Source organism: Robertmurraya korlensis NBRC 107688 (assembly GCF_001591645.1).
Lineage (GTDB): Bacteria > Bacillota > Bacilli > Bacillales > Cytobacillaceae > Robertmurraya_A.
Genome location: NZ_BCVH01000033.1, coordinates 1 through 18,141 on the forward strand (window position 1 = coordinate 1; position 18,141 = coordinate 18,141).

Genomic DNA, 18,141 nt, shown 5'->3' on the forward strand with positions numbered 1-18,141 from the left:
CAGTAACGAATAGAAGGTAAACGTGCCCGAAAGCAACCGTGAGGAAGGGGACGGGAACGAATAGAAGGTAAACGTGCCCGAAAGCACCCAGTGAAAGCGTACGGTAACGAATTAAGCTATTCGAAATATGTCGATCTACCATGTTTTTTTATTTTGAGATTTTGGATAAGATACTTCCGAATGACCTTTTTGGAAATAATCTCTCCGCACCAATTATACACCCCATTAGTTGTCAGTTTCTTTTTTGGGAAGAGTAACTGATATTCCTCTATACTACGTTGAATGGCCGCTGTTACTTTCTGTTCACCACCACAAGATGTACATTTCAGACTTACCCTTGAGGAGGTATAACCTTTCTTAATGGAATCGCATAAATGACAATAAACCCCTTTTCTAAGTTCATCATAATCATAATGTAATTTTTGAGTTAAGTGAGTGTCTGGTAAGTGGTTGGCTATAAGCTTGTCAGCAAATTTTGTTAACAGTGGATTTACCTTAAAGACTGACTTATCATTTAATTTTTTGATAAAAGGTTCAAGTTGTGTGGGGAAAATGATAGGAAGACCTATGGGGGCCTGATATAGGGTGAAATGTGGGTTTACAAAGATAAGATAGGATTCTACAGGAATGAAAATTTTATGTTCATTCATAAACATTTTGAATAAAGAAGTACTTCTTTGTAGCTGTTGGATGGATTTTTTATTTCCGTTTTAGCAAGCGTATACCATCTATCAGATTGCCAAAAATAATCACCTTCATAATTTTTACCTTCAAAAATGTAAATGCTATCATTACTAATCAGTATACTATCTAATTGTATGATAGATTGGTTAACCTCCATCCGAATATCATTGAGTATAATCCAAGACTTGTCTAGTTTATCTAGAAAACTATCCAGTATTTTCTCACCTTTATAACCCTTCTCTAACTTAAAGAACCTAGCTGCATTTTCCTCCGATAAAATCATTCTTTCTTTCAAAAACTTTAATAAAATTAATTCTTTAGGGATTACTCGTTTTTTCTTCATTCTTTTCAATTCCACTCTAAGATATATAGGTATTTCTCCTTATTTTTTCGCCTTTTTCCTCTAAAAAAGTTACTCCCGCTGTCACAAAGGGTAAGTTCATCAATATAAATGTCAGATAAGCGCGTTATTTTACGAACGAATGCGTGAATCAAAGAATGGGATTGTTGTTAAAATGGAAATTATTACGAGGAAGGGAAAGTGAGCTTATGGGTCGAATTAAACATCTGTTATTTTTGGTATTTTCCATTCTATTCTTTTTTCCTTTAATTGGACAAGCTGCCTCAGAAACAACGATTGAAACACGAGAAGAGGTTCTTATCTTTTTACATGAAGCATTTCAAGCGCAGCTGTCATTAAGTGAAGAGGGAAGAACAGAAGAAGAAGTGCTTTCGATTTTAAAGCCCTACTTTACCGATTCCTATATCCAACTCTTTAAAAACGAAAATATTGTGGAAGAGGATGGATTACAATTTACATATGGAACGGACTTTGCCCCTTACTATATTCCGTTTTTTCAGTTTTCTGACCAAACAGAAGTAGTAATAAATAAGAACAGTATTTATGTGTATGAATTTTTTGAAGGGGAAAATGAGGGACCGGTTTCGTACAAAGATCATTATGAAGGGATTGTATTGAAAAAAGACAATAAAGGGGATTGGAAAGTTAGTGATTATTCCTACGACTTTAATCCATCAGATATTGCTCTTGAAAAAACAGAGGAGAAAAAGCTCAGCCTAAAAACCGCCTATCCATTATGGAACCATCCATTTCAAGCGCTTCTAGTAAGCTCTTTGAATCATATGAAAATTACCTCAAGCTTTTTCTACAATCAATTAGCTTTTGAAAACAAGTAGAGCGATTACGCTCTACTTGTTTTCGTTAGAGAAACCTAGCGCTTCCAAGATTCGCTCTTGCTCAAAACCAATAATAACCTCACCATTAATAACAATGGTTGGTGTAGAAAAAGAGCCTAGCTTGACTAATTCATCCCGAGCAGATGGGTCCTTTTTAATATCCTTAAGTTGATAAGGAATCTTCTGTTCATTAAGGTAGTTTTTAGTAAATTCGCATGGAGGACAACCAGGCTGGGTGTATAAAATAACGTTATTCATCGTAACCTCACTCAATTTTTATTTTGCTTGTCAATGAAATCAATTAATCCCATAGCACAAATCTTCATGTCTAGGCTTAGGACCTCATGTACTTTATTCTCAGCAGGTATAGAAAACTTTTTTAAATGGCTTTGTACCATCCCTTCTAATAAAGAAAAGGCTAACATCACTCTCTCCTCAAAGGAATTACGAGCATCGTAGGCTTGTTTTCCTAACTCAACAAATTGTTCGAGCCAATTCTCCACTTCTATAAAAACGTCATTTGGCTGATTGCTAAGTCCGTAATGTCCAAAACATATATATTCTGGTTCTAACTTCTTAAACATCTCAAGAGACTGACGCATTTTGTCGGGATGGAATTGGTTTGGCGATGTAGAAGGTAAATAAAGCTCAACGCCTGCTTCATTAAGATCCGGATAATACACACCAGCGGTATCTCCCGTAAAAAGAGCCTTATTCACTTCATCAAAGATACTAAAATGATGATTGGCGTGTCCTGGAGAATGATAAATGGTAAGTGAATGGTTCTTTCCAATGATAAGTTGTTCTTCATGATCTAATGAGCGTATACGATTTTCTGGTATTGGGATGATAGGATCAAACAATTCATCAAACCTATTGCCATACACTGCTTTTGCTCCAGTAATTAATCTGCTAGGTTCAATAAGATGTCTTTTGCCAGCAGGGTGAACGAATACTGTCGCATTTGGGCAGGATTCGAGTAGAAGTCCAGCACCACCAGCATGATCAAGATGAATATGTGTAACCATAATGTTCCTAACTTGACTTGGTAGGAACCCTAGTTCCTGTATCCCGGTAACGATGTATGGGACGGATGGGCTAGCACTTGTTTCGATGATAGTTAGTTCGTCGTCGGCTGTAAGAACATAGCTTCCCGTTCTGTTCGGAAGTCCTAAGTCATGGCCGTCAATTATGTACAAATTTTCGAGGAGTTTCACGACATTTTTCAAAAAAAAACCTCCTTTTTCATACTTTTCCTTGTACAAATACCCTTCATTATTTTATGCTGTTAATATTGGCATGTAAAGAAGGATGGCAAGAATTTTCTGATTTCTTTTTTCGTATAGAAACATGTCAAAAGAGAAACCTAGGAGTATCAATAGGTTTGTTTCGAAAGGAGAGAGAGTATGTCGCAGCTTCAAGGAATCATTACACGTTTAAAAAATCTTCAAGAGCAAGCTAGTTCAGGTGAACCAGCTCAACGCTTTTTTGAAGTTAATGGAGAAAGAAAGTGTCAGGTTACTTTTCACCCAAAAACAGAAACATTTGAACTAGAAGTATACAATGACAAAGAAAAACCGAAGAGATACCAATTCGACAACATCGATATGATTACTATTGAAATCTTTGATCTCATACAGTAACCACCTATACATAGAGGGGCCAGTAATGGTCCCTTTTGTATGTAAAAAAGCTAAAAAGAAGCAAACCCTTTCAAACTGTGATAAAATAAATATAGCTGAAAACAAGAGATGAGGAGTTTTCGACGATGATTAGTCTTCACAGTGGGGAATTTTTAGAAATTCATATTAGAGACTTGATGATACCATCAGAACGTGTGGCACATGTGCAAGTTAAAAATAATTTAGAGCATGCATTATTGGTGTTAACAAAAAGTGGCTATACGGCTATACCTGTTCTTGATCCACATTATAAGCTTCATGGATTAATAAGTACTCCGATAATTATGGAGTCTATTTTAGGTCTAGAGCGTATTGAATTTGAGCAACTCGAGGAAAAAAAAGTGGAAGAAGTCATGAATAAAGAGGTTCCTCGCATTTCAATTGATGCGAGCATCAAAAGCTCTCTTGAGATTCTTATTGATCACCCGTTTATATGTATCGAAAGTGAAGAGGGAATCTTTGAAGGTATTTTAACTCGTAGAACAGTTCTGTTCCATTTAAATAAGCATATAAAAAAATTAAATAAATAGTCAATATGCTCCCTTTTGGGGGCTTTTTTCAATTATAATATAAGTAAAACTTATTAACCGAGGGATGTTGTGTCTACATTATCAGAGTTTCAATTATTATCTGTCCTAGCTACTGAAATGAATATGAGAAAAGCTGCAGAACGCTTATTTGTTTCGCAGCCGGCCCTTTCTCAGAGGTTACAAACGATTGAGAAAGAATGGGGAACAAAATTATTTATCCGTTCACAAAAAGGATTAACCCTCACTCCAGCAGGGGAACTCGTTATTGACTTTGCAAATGAAGTGTTAGGGAAAGAAGAAAAAGTAAAAGAAGCAATCCACGGGCTTGATACAGAGGTATATGGAACATTAAAAATAGCTGTAGCTTCTATCGTAGGTCAAAACTGGCTTCCAAAGGTGTTAAAAAAGTATATGAACAGATATCCTCATGCAAAAATTGCTTTAATCACCGGCTGGAGCAGTGAAATTTCTAAGGCGCTTTATGAAGATCAAGCACATATAGGAATTATTCGTGGAACACCTGAATGGAAGGGTGTGAAAATGCATTTGTTCGAGGATAGTCTTTATTTAGTCGACAAGGTAATCACTAGCCCTGAACAAGTAATGGAAACAGATCGACCGTTTATTCAGTTTAAAAGTGACTCCAACTATTTTCAAGAAATCCAAGATTGGTGGTATAGAAATTTTCAAACTTCACCAAAAAGAACATTAGTTGTAGATCAGATTGAAACGTGTAAACAGATGGCAATAAATGGTATTGGATTTGCGATTCTACCTGCCATTACATTAAATCAGATGGATAAGGATATATTTAAGATTCCGTTACTTGACGAAGCTGGAATGCCTTTAAAACGGGATACTTGGCTAATGGGATACGAATCTTCCTTTCAGTTAAAGCAGGTGCAAGCATTTGTGGAAATTATTAAAGAATTTATTAATGAAAGCTAAAGGGTTCCTACTTGTCTTGATTGCGGTTGTTTGTTAAAGTAATTTCTAGATTGAACAATTTGGAGGGAAAATATATGAAAATGATGGATGCAAACGAGATCATTTCGTTTATTCAAAATAGTAAAAAAGCAACGCCTGTTAAGGTATACATAAAAGGGGATCTTGAAGGAATTGACTTTGGTGCTAGCTCAAAGGCCTTTATCACTGGAAATACAGGAGTCGTATTTGGTGAGTGGAGCGAAGTAAGCGAAGTTTTAGAAGCAAACAAAGGGAAAATTGAGGATTATGTCATTGAAAATGATAGAAGAAACTCTGCAATTCCACTTTTAGACATGAAAAACATAAAGGCTCGTATTGAGCCAGGTGCTGTTATTCGTGACCAAGTTGAAATCGGCGACAATGCTGTCATTATGATGGGTGCGTCAATTAACATTGGTGCGGTAGTTGGTGAAGGCACTATGATCGACATGAACGTTGTTTTAGGTGGACGAGCTACTGTAGGTAAAAACTGCCACATCGGTGCTGGGTCAGTCTTAGCAGGGGTTATCGAACCACCTTCTGCAAGCCCTGTTGTTATCGAGGATGATGTTGTAATAGGAGCAAATGTTGTTGTTCTTGAAGGAATTCGCGTTGGAAAAGGTGCTCGTGTAGCTGCTGGTGCAGTTGTCATCGAGGACGTTCCAGCTGGTGCGGTGGTTGCTGGAGTTCCAGCTCGCGTGATTAAGCAAGCAGATGAGAAAACACTATCAAAAACAGAAGTGATTCAAGCATTACGTCAACTATAAAATATTCTTTGAGAGCGTGGATCATATCCACGCTTTCTCCTTAATTAAGGGGGAGCAGTAATGAGCAATCCGTTTGTTCAAATTCGGAGAGACTTGCATCAAATCCCTGAGCTGGGCTTTCAGGAATTTAAAACACAGGAATATTTACTATCATATATACACTCGTTACCTGAAGAGCGAATTGAAGTAAAGAAGTGGGAAACGGGTTTATTTGTAAAGGTAAATGGGTTAAATCCAAGGAAGTTGATTGGCTATCGTGCCGATATTGATGGGTTACCGATAAAAGAAGAAACTAAGTTACCTTTCCAGTCTAATCATACAGAACAAATGCATGCATGCGGCCATGACTTCCATATGAGTATTGCCTTAGGGGTATTAACCCATATCGTTCACCAACCTATTCAGGATGATATGTTGTTTATTTTTCAACCTGCTGAAGAAGGTCCAGGTGGGGCTCATCTGATGCTAAAGTCTAAAGAAATGAAAAAGTGGAAGCCTGATATTATTATTGCTTTACATATTGCACCTGAATATCCTGTTGGAACTATTGCAACGAGAGAAGGGCTTTTATTTGCCAATACCTCTGAGCTCTTTATTGATTTAGTCGGAAAAGGTGGACATGCGGCCTATCCTCACCAAACAAATGACATGGTTATTGCAGCTTGCAGCCTAGTGAATCAGCTACAAACGATTATCAGTAGAAATGTAGACCCATTGGATAGCGCGGTTATTACAATTGGGAAAATTACTGGTGGCACCGTTCAAAATGTGATTGCTGAGAAGGCAAGGCTGGAAGGAACGATACGGACACTATCTGTTGATTCGATGAAAAGGGTGAAGAAAAGGATTGAATCCATCGTACAGGGTGTAGCTACTGGATACGAGTGCGAGGTTAGCATTGATTACGGTAGCATGTATCATCAAGTATATAATGATCATTCCTTAACAAGAGAATTTATGAATTTTGCCCAAGAGCAATCTTCTGTTCAGGTGGTAGAGTGTAAGGAAGCCATGACAGGGGAAGATTTTGGATACATGCTGGAGGAGATCCCAGGTTTTATGTTTTGGCTAGGGGTAGAGTCTGACTATGGACTACATCATTCAAAATTAAACCCGAATGAAGACGCAATTGAAAAAGCAATAACGCTCCTCACTGCTTATTTAAATTATAAGGGAAATTAAATAAGAGAGTTTATTTTTCTGAAATATAGGTTAAACCTATAGTGGGTTTTTACATGATTACATAATATCAAGCGGAGGGATTTATTATGGCAGAACGTATGGTAGGAAAACAAGCTCCACGCTTTTCAATGGATGCTGTACTTGCAAATAAGGAATTCGGTAAAGTGAGTCTTGAAGGTAATATGAAAAACGACAAGTGGACGGTCCTCTTCTTTTATCCAATGGATTTCACTTTTGTATGTCCTACAGAAATTACCGCATTGTCTGATCGTTACGACGAGTTCGAAGACCTTGATGCAGAAGTAATCGGAGTGTCTACGGATACCATTCATACTCACTTAGCTTGGATTAACACCGACCGTAAAGAAAACGGTCTTGGTGAGTTAAAGTATCCTTTGGCTGCTGATACTAACCATGTTGTTTCTCGTGAATATGGAGTATTAATCGAAGAAGAAGGTATTGCTTTACGTGGTCTATTCATCATTAGCCCAGAAGGCGAAATGATGTACTCTGTAGTAAACCACAACAATATCGGTCGTGATGTTGATGAAACATTACGTGTTCTTCAAGCACTACAAACTGGCGGTCTATGCCCAGCAAACTGGAAGCCAGGTCAAAAAACTCTTTAATTAACAAGTGGAAAAGGCCTTAACATGATGTTAGGTCTTTTCTTGAGTTTTTTCTTTTGGAAGGAAAATATATATTGGGAGAGTTGTAAAATGAGACTTAGAGCACCAATGCCAGAATTATCTGGTGCAACGGAATGGTTAAATGGTGAAGTGTCAAAAGCAGATTTAGTTGGAGAAAAGCCAACATTAATTCACTTTTGGTCAGTAAGCTGCTACTTGTGTAAAGAAGCAATGCCACAAGTGAATCAATTCCGTGATGATTATAAGGATAAGTTAAATGTAATTGCTGTTCATATGCCTAGAAACGAAGAAGACTTGAATCTTGAAGCAATCAAGAAGACAGCTGATGAACATGGAATTACTCAACCAATCTTTGTTGACAGCGAACACAAGTTAACAGATGCATTTGAAAATCAATACGTACCAGCCTACTATGTATTTGATAAAGAGGGCAATCTTCGTCATTTTCAAGCAGGTGGAAGTGGCATGAAAATGCTTGAAAAACGCGTTAATCGTGTATTAGGTGAAATGGAAAAAGCTGAATAGAATTTTTCAAGACTAGGGATACCCCTGGTCTTTTTTTATATGAAAATTGTTGTAAAAGGGTGGAAATTTATTTCGAAAACCGATATATTAATTACTATGTTCAAGAATTTTTTAGAAATTCTGACAAATAAAGGGGGATTTTTATGGAGGTTTTTAAGAAGCTGAAAGAGTTTTACTGGCCTTATAAAAGCTATTTCTTATGGTCAATGTTATTTCTATTACTTATTACAGGAATCACTGTAATATACCCAATTATACTTCAAATAACGATTGACGATGTAGTCCTTGGGGGAAGGTACGAATGGGTTCCAATCGTTAGCTTAGGGTTTGTTGGAGTAATGGTTGTTAAAGGGGTTGGTACGTATATTCATCAATATACAGGAGACTTGTTCGGTATTACCTCCGTTTATAAGCTGAGAAATCGACTTTATGAAAAGCTACAGTATTTACCGTTCCGTTATTATGATAATGCCAAAACGGGGGACCTAATGTCGAGATTAACGGCAGATGTAGAAGGGTTTCGCTTTTTCCTCTCGTTTGGGTTCTCGGAATTAATTCGCTTTATTGTCCTAATTGGGATCACTTTTGCAGTTATGTTCTATTACTCTGTTCCACTAACAATTGTTACTTTAATAACACTCCCATTTTTAGCGGTAGTTGTTTATAAATTCGATAAAGCTGTTCACCCTGCGTTTAGAGGAATCCGAAAATCCTTTGGTAAGTTAAATACAAAAGTACAGGAAAATATTAGTGGTATTAACACAGTGAAGTCCTTATCAAGAGAAGATTTTGAGATCGGAAAGTTTAATCATTCAAATGGTGACTATAAGGATAAATATATTTTCACTTCAAATATATGGGCGAAATATTTTCCGCTAATGGAGTTGCTAGGTAATATTAGTGTGGTGTTGTTATTATCTTACGGTGGTTACCTTGTCATTCAAGAGGAGCTTAAGCCTGGGGAGTTAGTGGCCTTTTACAGTTTGGTTTGGTACATCATGTGGCCGATCATGAACTTAGGCTTTGTAATTAATTTATTTTCCCAATCAAAAGCATCTGGGGAAAGGCTATTAGAAATACTTGAAGCCGAGGGAGAGATTGAGGAGAAGGATGGGCAATTAACTGTCGATAGATTACTAGGAAAAGTAGAATTTAAGAACGTCACCTTTAAATATACTGATGATGACTCAGAAGCATTATATGATGTTTCTTTTGTTGCCGAGCCAGGAAGGAAGATTGGGCTATTAGGAGCGACGGGGTCAGGTAAGACCACTATAACTCAGCTCATCACAAGATTTTATGACGTTACCGAAGGAGAAGTACTAATTGATGGAGAGAACGTTAACCGCTATGCATGTAAATCTCTCAGAAGCAATATAGGTTTTGTGTTGCAGGAATCATTTTTGTTTTCGTCATCCATTAAGGCGAATATTTCTTATGGAAGGCCTGAGGCAACCATGGAAGAGATCATTGAGGCGGCGAAACGAGCTCAGGCCCACGATTTTATTATGGAACTACCGGATGGCTATGACACAATGCTTGGAGAGCGTGGAATGGGATTGTCAGGAGGGCAAAAGCAACGAATTGCGATTGCGAGAGCGATTTGTGTAAATCCAAGTATTCTTATCTTGGACGATGCTACAAGTGCCGTTGATATGGAAACGGAATATAAGATTCAACAAGCACTTCAAGAAGTCATGAAAGGTCGAACAACATTTATTATTGCACATAGAATTTCATCACTAAAGCATGCCGATGAAATTTTGGTTCTAGATAGAGGCAAAATTGTAGAACGTGGAATACATGAAAAACTTTTAAACCAAAACGGACTCTATCAGCGGGTATATGATATTCAATATCAAGATCAAAAACAAATCATGCAAACACATATAGGATAGGGGGGATCATATGAGTAAGAAACAACAGCAGGTAAGTGAGAACGCATTAAAAAGATTTGAATATTCACAAGACCAGATAATTGAAAAACCTTTTAACTGGAAGCAAATGCTGCGACTGTTTAGTTATATGAAGCTTTATCGTAAAAATCTGCTTCCATATTCAATGATAATGGTTCTGATCAATACAGCAGTACGACTTATTATCCCGCTATTGATAGGTGTATACACGTTAGACCGTGCAATCGTTAATAAGGATGCTAAACTCCTAACTACCCTTGTGGTCGTGATCTCAGGATTATATGTGGCATCTTACATAGCGAACTTCTTCCGGATTAAGTGGATGAACCAACTTGGGCAAAACGTAATTTATGACTTGCGAAAACATCTATTTACACATGTGCAAAATCTTTCGCACCGATTCTTTGATCAAAGATCAGCAGGATCCATTCTTGTAAGAATAATGAATGATATCAATTCTCTACAGGAGTTATTTACGAATGGAGTTATTAATCTATTAATGGATGTTATTCTTCTTATTGGTGTAATGATTATATTAGTTACATTAAGTCCAGAATTAACATTAGCCATTATGGTTATCTTACCAATCATGTTCTTTATTTCTACAAGTCTAAGAAGAAATATTAGAAAATCATGGCAGCTTGTAAGACTGAAGCAGTCAAAGTTAAATTCTCACTTGAATGAAAGTATTCAGGGCATAAGAGTTACACAGTCCTTTACACAGGAACAAGAGAACATGGCATTTTTTGACGGTGTCAATACAGAAAATTTTCAAAGCTGGAAGGAGGCCTCTCAAAAGAATGCGATGTTCCGTCCAATGGTAGAATTAACGAATGCGGTCGGATCGGCTGTTTTAATTTGGTTTGGAGCTAGTCTTATCCAAAATGACTCGATCACGATTGGAGAGTTTGTATCCTTTGCTTTTTATTTGGGGATGTTTTGGGAACCAATTTCTAGACTTGGTCAGGTATATAATCAACTGTTAATGGGTATGGCTTCTTCTGAACGTATTTTTGAGTTCTTGGACGAAAAGCCAATCGTATCCCAAAAGGAAGCAGCCGTTGAATTAGAAAGTATTCAAGGACGAATCGAGTTTAATGAAGTTGAGTTTGCCTACGATACGAACCGGAAAGCACTTAAAGGTATAACTTTAGAGATGAAGGCTGGTCAAACAGTTGCACTTGTCGGTCATACGGGATCAGGGAAAACAACCATTGCAAACTTAATTAGCCGTTTCTATGACCCTACAAGCGGGACAGTAACTATCGATGGGACTGACTTAAAGGATGTTTCGTTAAAAAGCTTAAGAAAACAAATTGGTGTAGTGTTGCAGGATACGTTTATATTTTCCGGCACAATTATGGAAAATATATTATTTGGTAATCCAGATGCCACTCAGAAAGAGGCGAAAGAAGCTGCAAGAGCAGTTGGGGCTGATGCCTTTATTGAAAGGCTTCCTAATGGGTTTGAAACAGAGGTAGAAGAAAGAGGAAATGTCCTTTCAGTAGGTGAAAGGCAGTTAATATCCTTTGCTAGAGCCTTGCTTGCAGACCCAAGGATTCTAATTTTAGATGAAGCAACAGCAAGTATTGATACAGAGTCTGAACAAAAGATTCAAAATGCTTTAAAGACCCTTTTAAAAAATCGTACGGCTGTTATTATTGCACATCGATTATCTACGATACGTGAAGCGGATCAAATCTTTGTTCTTGATCATGGTGAAATTATCGAGCAGGGAAATCATGAACAATTAATGGACTATAAAGGGGAATACTATTCTTTAGTAAGAGCACAATTTACAATGAATGAAGCCAGTTAAGAAGAACCCCCCGCGAATTGTGGGGGCTTTTTCCTTTCCATACTTTATGCTAAAATGGTAGAATACTTCAACAGTATACGGAGGAACCTTTTGATGAAAAAAGAATTTGCTGTCATTGGACTTGGACGCTTTGGTGGAAGTATTTGTCGTGCTCTTGCGGAAGATGGTATGGAGGTTATGGCGATTGATAATAGCGAAGACCGAGTGAATGAGTTTTCAATGATTGCTTCACATGCCGTAGTAGGAGATTCGACTGATGAATCTGTTCTAAAGAGTCTGGGTATTCGAAATTTTGACCACGTGATCGTCGCCATTGGGGATGATATTCAAGCGAGTATTTTAACTACGCTTATTTTAAAAGAACTTGGTGTAAACAATATTACGGTAAAAGCACAAAATGATTACCACGAAAAGGTACTTAGAAAAATAGGTGCGGACCATGTGGTTCATCCTGAGAGAGACATGGGGAAGAGAATTGCTCATAATATTATCTCGAACAGTGTGTTAGATTATCTTGAGCTTTCTGATGAGCATAGTATTGTCGAGATTGTTGCAAGCGAACGTCTAGTAGGGAATTCCATTATCGATTTAGATATTCGTGCGAAATATGGTATTAACATTGTTGCTATTAAGAGAGGAAACAATATCATTGTTTCACCACAAGCCAATGAACCGATTGCAGATAAAGACATATTAATTGTCATTGGTGCCGATGTAGACATCAATCGTTTCGAAAAGAAGGTTATCCAATAAATACAATAAAGCCACTCATTTGAGTGGCTTTATTGTATTTTTATACCTCCATAATGATCGGTAGGATCATTGGACGACGCTTAGTTTTTTCATATAAGAAAGGTGAAAGTGTATCAGTGATTTCATTTTTGATTTCTGACCATTGTGTGGTCTTTCTTTCCATCACTTTATTTAAGTGCTTAGATATTAGGGACTGTGCATCGTTAATTAGGTCACCAGACTCCCTCATATACACGAATCCGCGTGAGATAATATCTGGTCCAGCAGCGATTTTAAAGTCCTTCATGTTTATACTAACCACTACGACTACAAGTCCTTCTTCAGACAGGATTCGACGGTCTCTTAAAACGATATTACCAATGTCACCAATTCCGCTTCCGTCAATATAAACATTACCAGATGGTATTTTTCCAGCTACCTGTGCGGTATCTTCACTTAAAGCGAGAACCTCACCATTATCCATAATAAAGCAGTTTTCTTCTTCTACTCCACAATCCACTGCTAGTTTTGCATGCATTTTTTGCATGCGATATTCCCCGTGTATTGGCATAAAGAACTTAGGCTTAATAAGTCGTAGCATAAGCTTTTGTTCCTGTTGTCCTCCATGACCGGAAGTGTGGATGTCATTTAATGATCCATGAATTACATCGGCTCCCGCACGGAAAAGCATGTTAATGGTACGGCTTACACTAACCGTGTTTCCTGGTATTGGTGAAGAAGAGAAAACAACTGTGTCTCCAGGAATGATTTGTATTTGGCGATGTGTTCCGTTTGCTATTCGTGAAAGAGCTGCCATGGGCTCACCTTGACTTCCAGTACATAGAATCGTCAGTTGATTAGCTGGAATTCGATTAATTTGTTGTGGCTCAATGAATGTCTCTTTCGGTGCGCGAATATAGCCTAATTCTTGTCCTATGCGAATTGCTGCTTCCATACTTCTTCCGAATACAGCAATTTTTCTACCGTGTGCAACTGCAGCTTCTGTCACTTGTTGAAGGCGATGGATATTAGATGCAAAGGTAGCAAATATTACACGTCCTTCTACCTTTCGGAAAATATCCTGTATGCTTTCCCCAACCCGTCGCTCTGACATGGTGAAATCAGGGACTTCACTATTCGTACTATCAGATAATAAACAAAGGACGCCGTCTTTACCGATTTCTGCCATTTTAGTTAAATTAGCAGGTTCCCCAACTGGAGTGAAGTCAAATTTAAAATCTCCTGTATGGACAATTTGTCCTGGAGGTGTTTTAACAACAATTCCATATGAATCAGGGATACTATGTGTCGTTCGAAAGAAAGTGACGGATGTCTTTCTAAATTTAATAATGTCATCTTCTTTAATCTCAATTAATTTTGCCGTACGAAGTAACCCGTGTTCCTCAAGCTTATTCTTAATTAAGCCAAGGGCCAGTTTCCCGCCGTAAATAGGGATATTTATTTCCCTCAATAAATAGGGGATTCCACCAATATGATCCTCATGTCCGTGTGTAACAAATAGACCTTTAATTTTGTCCACATTTTTCACTAGGTAGGTGTAATCAGGAATCACGTAGTCAATTCCAAGTAGCTCGTCCTCAGGAAACTTAATACCGGCATCAATTAAAATAATTTCATCTTGGAATTGAACTGCATACGTATTCTTTCCGATTTCCCCAAGGCCGCCAAGGGCGAACACGGCCGTTTGATCATTCTTAACAAATTTCATAAATTAATCAATCTCCAATACTTTAAAATCTTCATTTTGTTGCTCATACTCTAGGAATTCACCCGAAACTAGCGTAACAAACTCGATATTGTATGGTTGGTCTGCCAATTTTTTACGGACTTCTCTCTCTGAACCAGCTTTTACAAAGATGGTTTTTGTTTTTTCTCTAACAGGTACCTGTGTTTTGTCTTCTTGAAAATAAACTTTAAAGATCATCTAAATCTCTCCTTGTTCCGATAGTAACTTTTTCTATTATATCTAAAAATAACATGTATTTCATGTTTTTTCTTATTAAATAGTAGGATTAAGTATAATTAACCATTATATTACATTATTGCAAAAGAATATGTAGTGACAATGATTAACTTTACAATAAAGAAGGAGCCCTTCGCAAGTTTAGAAGGGCTTTCTTTTGAAAAATATATAGTTGTATAAGAGCTGGCTTGGGTAAACCCAAGCCAGAAAGGTACTAACTATGCTATTGTTTTTTTACGTAGCAATTCGTTCCACTGCCTAACAAGCTTTTTTCTAAGCTTCTTTAACATGGTGGATCATCTCCTTACAATAAATTTAAACGATCCTTGTCCAAAGTAAAGAAAATTTGTCCCGGAAGCATTTCTTCTATTTCTATTATATGATGATTTTATAATTTTTCTCGTGGATAAAGTTGGTATTTTCGTGAATTCATAAAAAAAACTGCTGGTAAACGTACCAGCAGCAAATTTATCTCTCTACGGCAATGGAATGGTCGGGAATATAATATGGGTCTTTTTTATTAATATGATCATAAAACATAACGCCATTAAGGTGGTCTATTTCATGTTGAAATACAATGGCCATAATTCCTTTGAACCGAAGCTTAACTTCCTTCCCTTGTAAATCAAATGCCTTAACCGTAATTTTTGAATATCTAGGTACATAGCCTGGGAATGCTTCATCTACAGATAAACATCCCTCACCAGAAGTGAGATAGGCTTTTTCTACGGAATGACTAATGATTTTCGGATTAAACAGTGAATAGCTATGAATTTGGTCTTTTTCATCTTTTGCATGTATAGCGATCATTCTTTTTGATACGTTGATTTGAGGTGCTGCAATTCCAATGCCAGCACGTAGCTGAAATTTCATAGCAGTCTCTGGATCTTGGCTATTTACTAAATATTCATGCATACTAGTTAAAGTTTCAATATCTTCTTTAGAGGGAGGCATAGAAACTTCCTCAGCTACTTTACGTAAGGTTGGATGTCCATCCCGTATGATATCATCCATTGTTATCATAAATACACACTCCTATGTTACAAGACATTTACTCGTCCATGTTAATGTTTATAGTCTATCAAAGTTCACAGGAAAAGTTAATCATCATTAAGGATTTTCGTCTATTTAATACATATTTATGTTGGATTAGAAATATGATGTAACAAAACGGACAAGCCTAGCCAATATTAAAATAAAACCTTTTGTATTGTATTGTATTGTCATTCATCCCACTACTAGATATAGTTAAATTGTTATAGGAGGGCTAATTGTGCGTAAAAATCAACCATTATTATGTATCATTTGTTTTTCATTCATTCTGATATTATCAGGCTGTAATCCATTTCAATCAACACCCGAAAAAATCCATGAAGTATTAGAAAATGTTGTAAAAAAAGAGGCTTTATTTGAGGAACAGCAACAACCTTTAGTTCAGCTGGAAAAAGACGAGCAACGGTTATATGAAGAAATAATGGAACTTGGAACAAAAAATATTGATGAAATTGTAGAAAAGTCTAATAAGGCCGTTGAAATAGTCGATGAGAGAAAAACTCACATGGATAATGAACAAAAAAGTCTAGAAGAATCTGAAGAAGAATTTAAGAAAGTGAAACCTTTGATTGAGAAAATTGATGAGAAACAAGTGAAAGATAAAGCTGACCAATTATATGCAGTGATGACTGAAAGATATCGAACTCATGATGCCCTATATAAAGCATATATACAAGGACTTGAGCTAGATAAAAATCTGTATAATATGTTAAAAGCAGAGGAAAGGTCTTTAGAGAAACTTGAGCAGCAAATTGTAAAAATAAATCAAATCTATCAAGAGGTTATAGCAGCAAATGAAAAGTTTAATGAACTGACAAAGGAATATAATGATACAAAACATGCTTTTTATGAACTTTCAGGTCTTGAAATTGAAGAAGAGTCGACCAAATAAGGTCGGCTTTTTTTGTTTGACTTATAACAGACCGTTTAATAGTGAGATGTTATATAGTACAGTTGGTGTTTACGAATGGTACAGAATGTAATTTCGATTAAAATAATAAATACTATGAATATATTTAAAAACTTACAGATTTAATATTTGACGGCAGTATTTTTGATGATGTAAACTAAGAAACGAATCAATTTATTGTATCAATTTTGTTGCATAAGTTAGTGATACAGAATATCATAAGCATTGAATCTACATTTTCCGTTTTTTAAAACGAGATTTGTGGGAAACTACTTAATAAATAATAGCTTCTCTCTGTTTAGAATAGGTCAAATCTAAGAAGAATGATGATTATTTCTAATAAGATTTGATTTTGGGTATCCTAATTTTTGTGCGTATTTTAAGCTTTTATAATTATTTTTCTACCAAAGAAAGGATTGGTGACTCCGATGGCTTCTAAAACGAAGAATCAAGGGTTCGATGCAATGAAGCAACTCGAGCAAATCTCTGAGCAGTTTCAAACTATTCAAGTGTTAAACGAAGAAGGAGAAGTAGTTAATGAAGCTGCAATGCCAGATCTAACTGATGAGCAGCTACAAGAATTAATGAGCCGCATGGTTTACACGAGAATTCTAGACCAACGTTCTATTTCTTTAAATAGACAAGGTCGTTTAGGGTTTTATGCTCCAACTGCAGGTCAAGAAGCATCACAACTTGCATCTCAATATGCATTAGAAAAGGAAGATTTCATCCTTCCAGGTTATCGTGATGTTCCTCAAATGATTTGGCACGGACTTCCATTATATCAAGCATTTTTATTCTCTCGTGGGCACTTCCATGGAAATCAAATTCCAGAAGGCGTAAACGTAATTTCACCACAAATCATTATTGGAGCGCAAATCATTCAAGCTGCTGGAGTAGCTTTAGGAATGAAAAAGCGTGGAGCTAAATCTGTTGCGATCACTTACACAGGTGACGGTGGAGCTTCTCAAGGTGATTTCTATGAAGGAATTAACTTTGCAGGTGCATTTAAGGCACCAGCAATCTTCGTTGTACAAAACAACCGCTTTGCTATCTCTACACCTGTTGAAAAGCAATCTGCAGCAAAGACAATTGCACAAAAGGCTGTAGCAGCTGGAATTCCTGGAATTCAAGTTGATGGAATGGATCCACTTGCTGTCTATTCAGCAGTAAAGCAAGCTCGTGAAAGAGCAATTAACGGAGAAGGTCCAACGCTTATTGAAACGTTAACTTACCGTTATGGTCCACACACAATGGCAGGGGACGACCCAACAAGATATCGTACTTCTGATTTAGATAACGAGTGGGAGAAAAAAGACCCATTAGTACGTTTCCGTAAATTCCTTGAGAAAAAAGGAATCTGGAATGAAGAGAAAGAAAACGAAGTAATTGAAAAAGCAAAAGAAGATATTAAAGAAGCAATTAAGAAAGCTGATGAGGCACCTAAGCAAAAGGTTACTGACCTAATGGAAAATATGTACGAACAAATGCCTCAAAATCTTGAAGAGCAATATGCTATTTATAAAGAAAAGGAGTCGAAGTAA

General features: G+C 36.8%; 19 protein-coding genes. 13 read left to right on the forward strand and 6 right to left on the reverse strand.

Going from position 1 to position 18,141, the window contains the following annotated elements; translation table 11 throughout:
• Window positions 1-646 precede the first annotated feature (646 nt).
• On the reverse strand, window positions 647-1,027 hold the full coding sequence (locus BKO01S_RS22410; protein WP_066059857.1) for a nuclease-related domain-containing protein: 381 nt from the start codon (window positions 1,025-1,027) through the stop codon (window positions 647-649).
• Between the two features lie 206 nt (window positions 1,028-1,233).
• On the opposite strand from BKO01S_RS22410, the gene BKO01S_RS22415 reads away from it, so the two are divergent.
• Complete coding sequence (locus tag BKO01S_RS22415) at window positions 1,234-1,881, forward strand: DUF3993 domain-containing protein (protein ID WP_198158871.1); 648 nt, start codon at window positions 1,234-1,236, stop codon at window positions 1,879-1,881.
• 12 nt (window positions 1,882-1,893) lie between these two features.
• Here the strand turns inward: BKO01S_RS22415 and BKO01S_RS22420 are convergent, their stop codons facing one another.
• Window positions 1,894-2,139 (reverse strand): glutaredoxin family protein, encoded by a 246-nt coding sequence (locus BKO01S_RS22420; RefSeq protein WP_066059860.1) that lies wholly within the window; start codon window positions 2,137-2,139, stop codon window positions 1,894-1,896.
• Window positions 2,140-2,150: 11 nt separating this feature from the next.
• Window positions 2,151-3,110 carry an MBL fold metallo-hydrolase gene (locus tag BKO01S_RS22425; RefSeq protein ID WP_066059862.1) on the reverse strand — a complete coding sequence of 320 codons (960 nt, stop codon included), beginning with the start codon at window positions 3,108-3,110 and terminating at the stop codon, window positions 2,151-2,153.
• Between the two features lie 177 nt (window positions 3,111-3,287).
• On the opposite strand from BKO01S_RS22425, the gene BKO01S_RS22430 reads away from it, so the two are divergent.
• The 10 genes from BKO01S_RS22430 to BKO01S_RS22475 all read left to right on the forward strand — a co-directional run bounded on the left by BKO01S_RS22430 (window position 3,288) and on the right by BKO01S_RS22475 (window position 12,671).
• On the forward strand, window positions 3,288-3,524 hold the full coding sequence (locus BKO01S_RS22430) for a YkuJ family protein (RefSeq protein WP_066059865.1): 237 nt from the start codon (window positions 3,288-3,290) through the stop codon (window positions 3,522-3,524).
• 125 nt (window positions 3,525-3,649) lie between these two features.
• Window positions 3,650-4,093: a cyclic-di-AMP-binding protein CbpB gene (gene cbpB, locus BKO01S_RS22435; protein ID WP_066059867.1), complete on the forward strand. Its 444-nt coding sequence runs from the start codon at window positions 3,650-3,652 to the stop codon at window positions 4,091-4,093.
• 69 nt (window positions 4,094-4,162) lie between these two features.
• The gene (gene ccpC / locus BKO01S_RS22440; RefSeq protein ID WP_066059869.1) at window positions 4,163-5,041 is read left to right on the forward strand and encodes a transcriptional regulator CcpC; all 879 of its coding nucleotides are present in this window, start codon (window positions 4,163-4,165) and stop codon (window positions 5,039-5,041) included.
• 74 nt (window positions 5,042-5,115) lie between these two features.
• Window positions 5,116-5,826: a 2,3,4,5-tetrahydropyridine-2,6-dicarboxylate N-acetyltransferase gene (gene dapD, locus BKO01S_RS22445; RefSeq protein ID WP_066059872.1), complete on the forward strand. Its 711-nt coding sequence runs from the start codon at window positions 5,116-5,118 to the stop codon at window positions 5,824-5,826.
• A gap of 60 nt (window positions 5,827-5,886) precedes the next feature.
• Window positions 5,887-7,008 (forward strand): N-acetyldiaminopimelate deacetylase, encoded by a 1,122-nt coding sequence (locus BKO01S_RS22450; protein ID WP_066059874.1) that lies wholly within the window; start codon window positions 5,887-5,889, stop codon window positions 7,006-7,008.
• A gap of 86 nt (window positions 7,009-7,094) precedes the next feature.
• Window positions 7,095-7,637, forward strand: coding sequence for a peroxiredoxin (locus tag BKO01S_RS22455; protein WP_066059876.1), 543 nt, complete (start codon window positions 7,095-7,097; stop codon window positions 7,635-7,637).
• A gap of 90 nt (window positions 7,638-7,727) precedes the next feature.
• Window positions 7,728-8,183 carry a TlpA family protein disulfide reductase gene (locus BKO01S_RS22460; protein ID WP_066059877.1) on the forward strand — a complete coding sequence of 152 codons (456 nt, stop codon included), beginning with the start codon at window positions 7,728-7,730 and terminating at the stop codon, window positions 8,181-8,183.
• Between the two features lie 143 nt (window positions 8,184-8,326).
• Window positions 8,327-10,081, forward strand: coding sequence for an ABC transporter ATP-binding protein (locus tag BKO01S_RS22465; protein ID WP_066059878.1), 1,755 nt, complete (start codon window positions 8,327-8,329; stop codon window positions 10,079-10,081).
• 10 nt (window positions 10,082-10,091) lie between these two features.
• Window positions 10,092-11,918, forward strand: a complete 1,827-nt coding sequence (locus BKO01S_RS22470) for an ABC transporter ATP-binding protein (protein WP_066059880.1) — start codon at window positions 10,092-10,094, stop codon at window positions 11,916-11,918.
• A 93-nt stretch (window positions 11,919-12,011) separates the two neighbouring features.
• Window positions 12,012-12,671 carry a potassium channel family protein gene (locus tag BKO01S_RS22475; RefSeq protein ID WP_066059882.1) on the forward strand — a complete coding sequence of 220 codons (660 nt, stop codon included), beginning with the start codon at window positions 12,012-12,014 and terminating at the stop codon, window positions 12,669-12,671.
• Between the two features lie 40 nt (window positions 12,672-12,711).
• Here BKO01S_RS22475 and rnjA read toward each other — a convergent pair whose 3' ends face one another.
• The 3 genes from rnjA to def form a co-directional block, all read right to left on the reverse strand.
• Window positions 12,712-14,379, reverse strand: a complete 1,668-nt coding sequence (gene rnjA, locus BKO01S_RS22480; protein WP_066059884.1) for a ribonuclease J1 — start codon at window positions 14,377-14,379, stop codon at window positions 12,712-12,714.
• Between the two features lie 3 nt (window positions 14,380-14,382).
• Window positions 14,383-14,595 (reverse strand): DNA-dependent RNA polymerase subunit epsilon, encoded by a 213-nt coding sequence (locus tag BKO01S_RS22485; RefSeq protein WP_066059886.1) that lies wholly within the window; start codon window positions 14,593-14,595, stop codon window positions 14,383-14,385.
• Window positions 14,596-15,102: 507 nt separating this feature from the next.
• Entirely contained in the window at window positions 15,103-15,657 is a 555-nt protein-coding gene (def, locus tag BKO01S_RS22490; RefSeq protein WP_066059890.1) for a peptide deformylase, read from the reverse strand.
• A gap of 250 nt (window positions 15,658-15,907) precedes the next feature.
• Between def and BKO01S_RS22495 the strand changes: the two genes are divergently transcribed.
• A complete protein-coding gene (locus BKO01S_RS22495; RefSeq protein WP_198158872.1) occupies window positions 15,908-16,579 on the forward strand; it encodes a YkyA family protein in 672 nt (223 codons plus the stop codon).
• A 446-nt stretch (window positions 16,580-17,025) separates the two neighbouring features.
• Window positions 17,026-18,141, forward strand: coding sequence for a pyruvate dehydrogenase (acetyl-transferring) E1 component subunit alpha (pdhA, locus tag BKO01S_RS22500; RefSeq protein ID WP_066059897.1), 1,116 nt, complete (start codon window positions 17,026-17,028; stop codon window positions 18,139-18,141).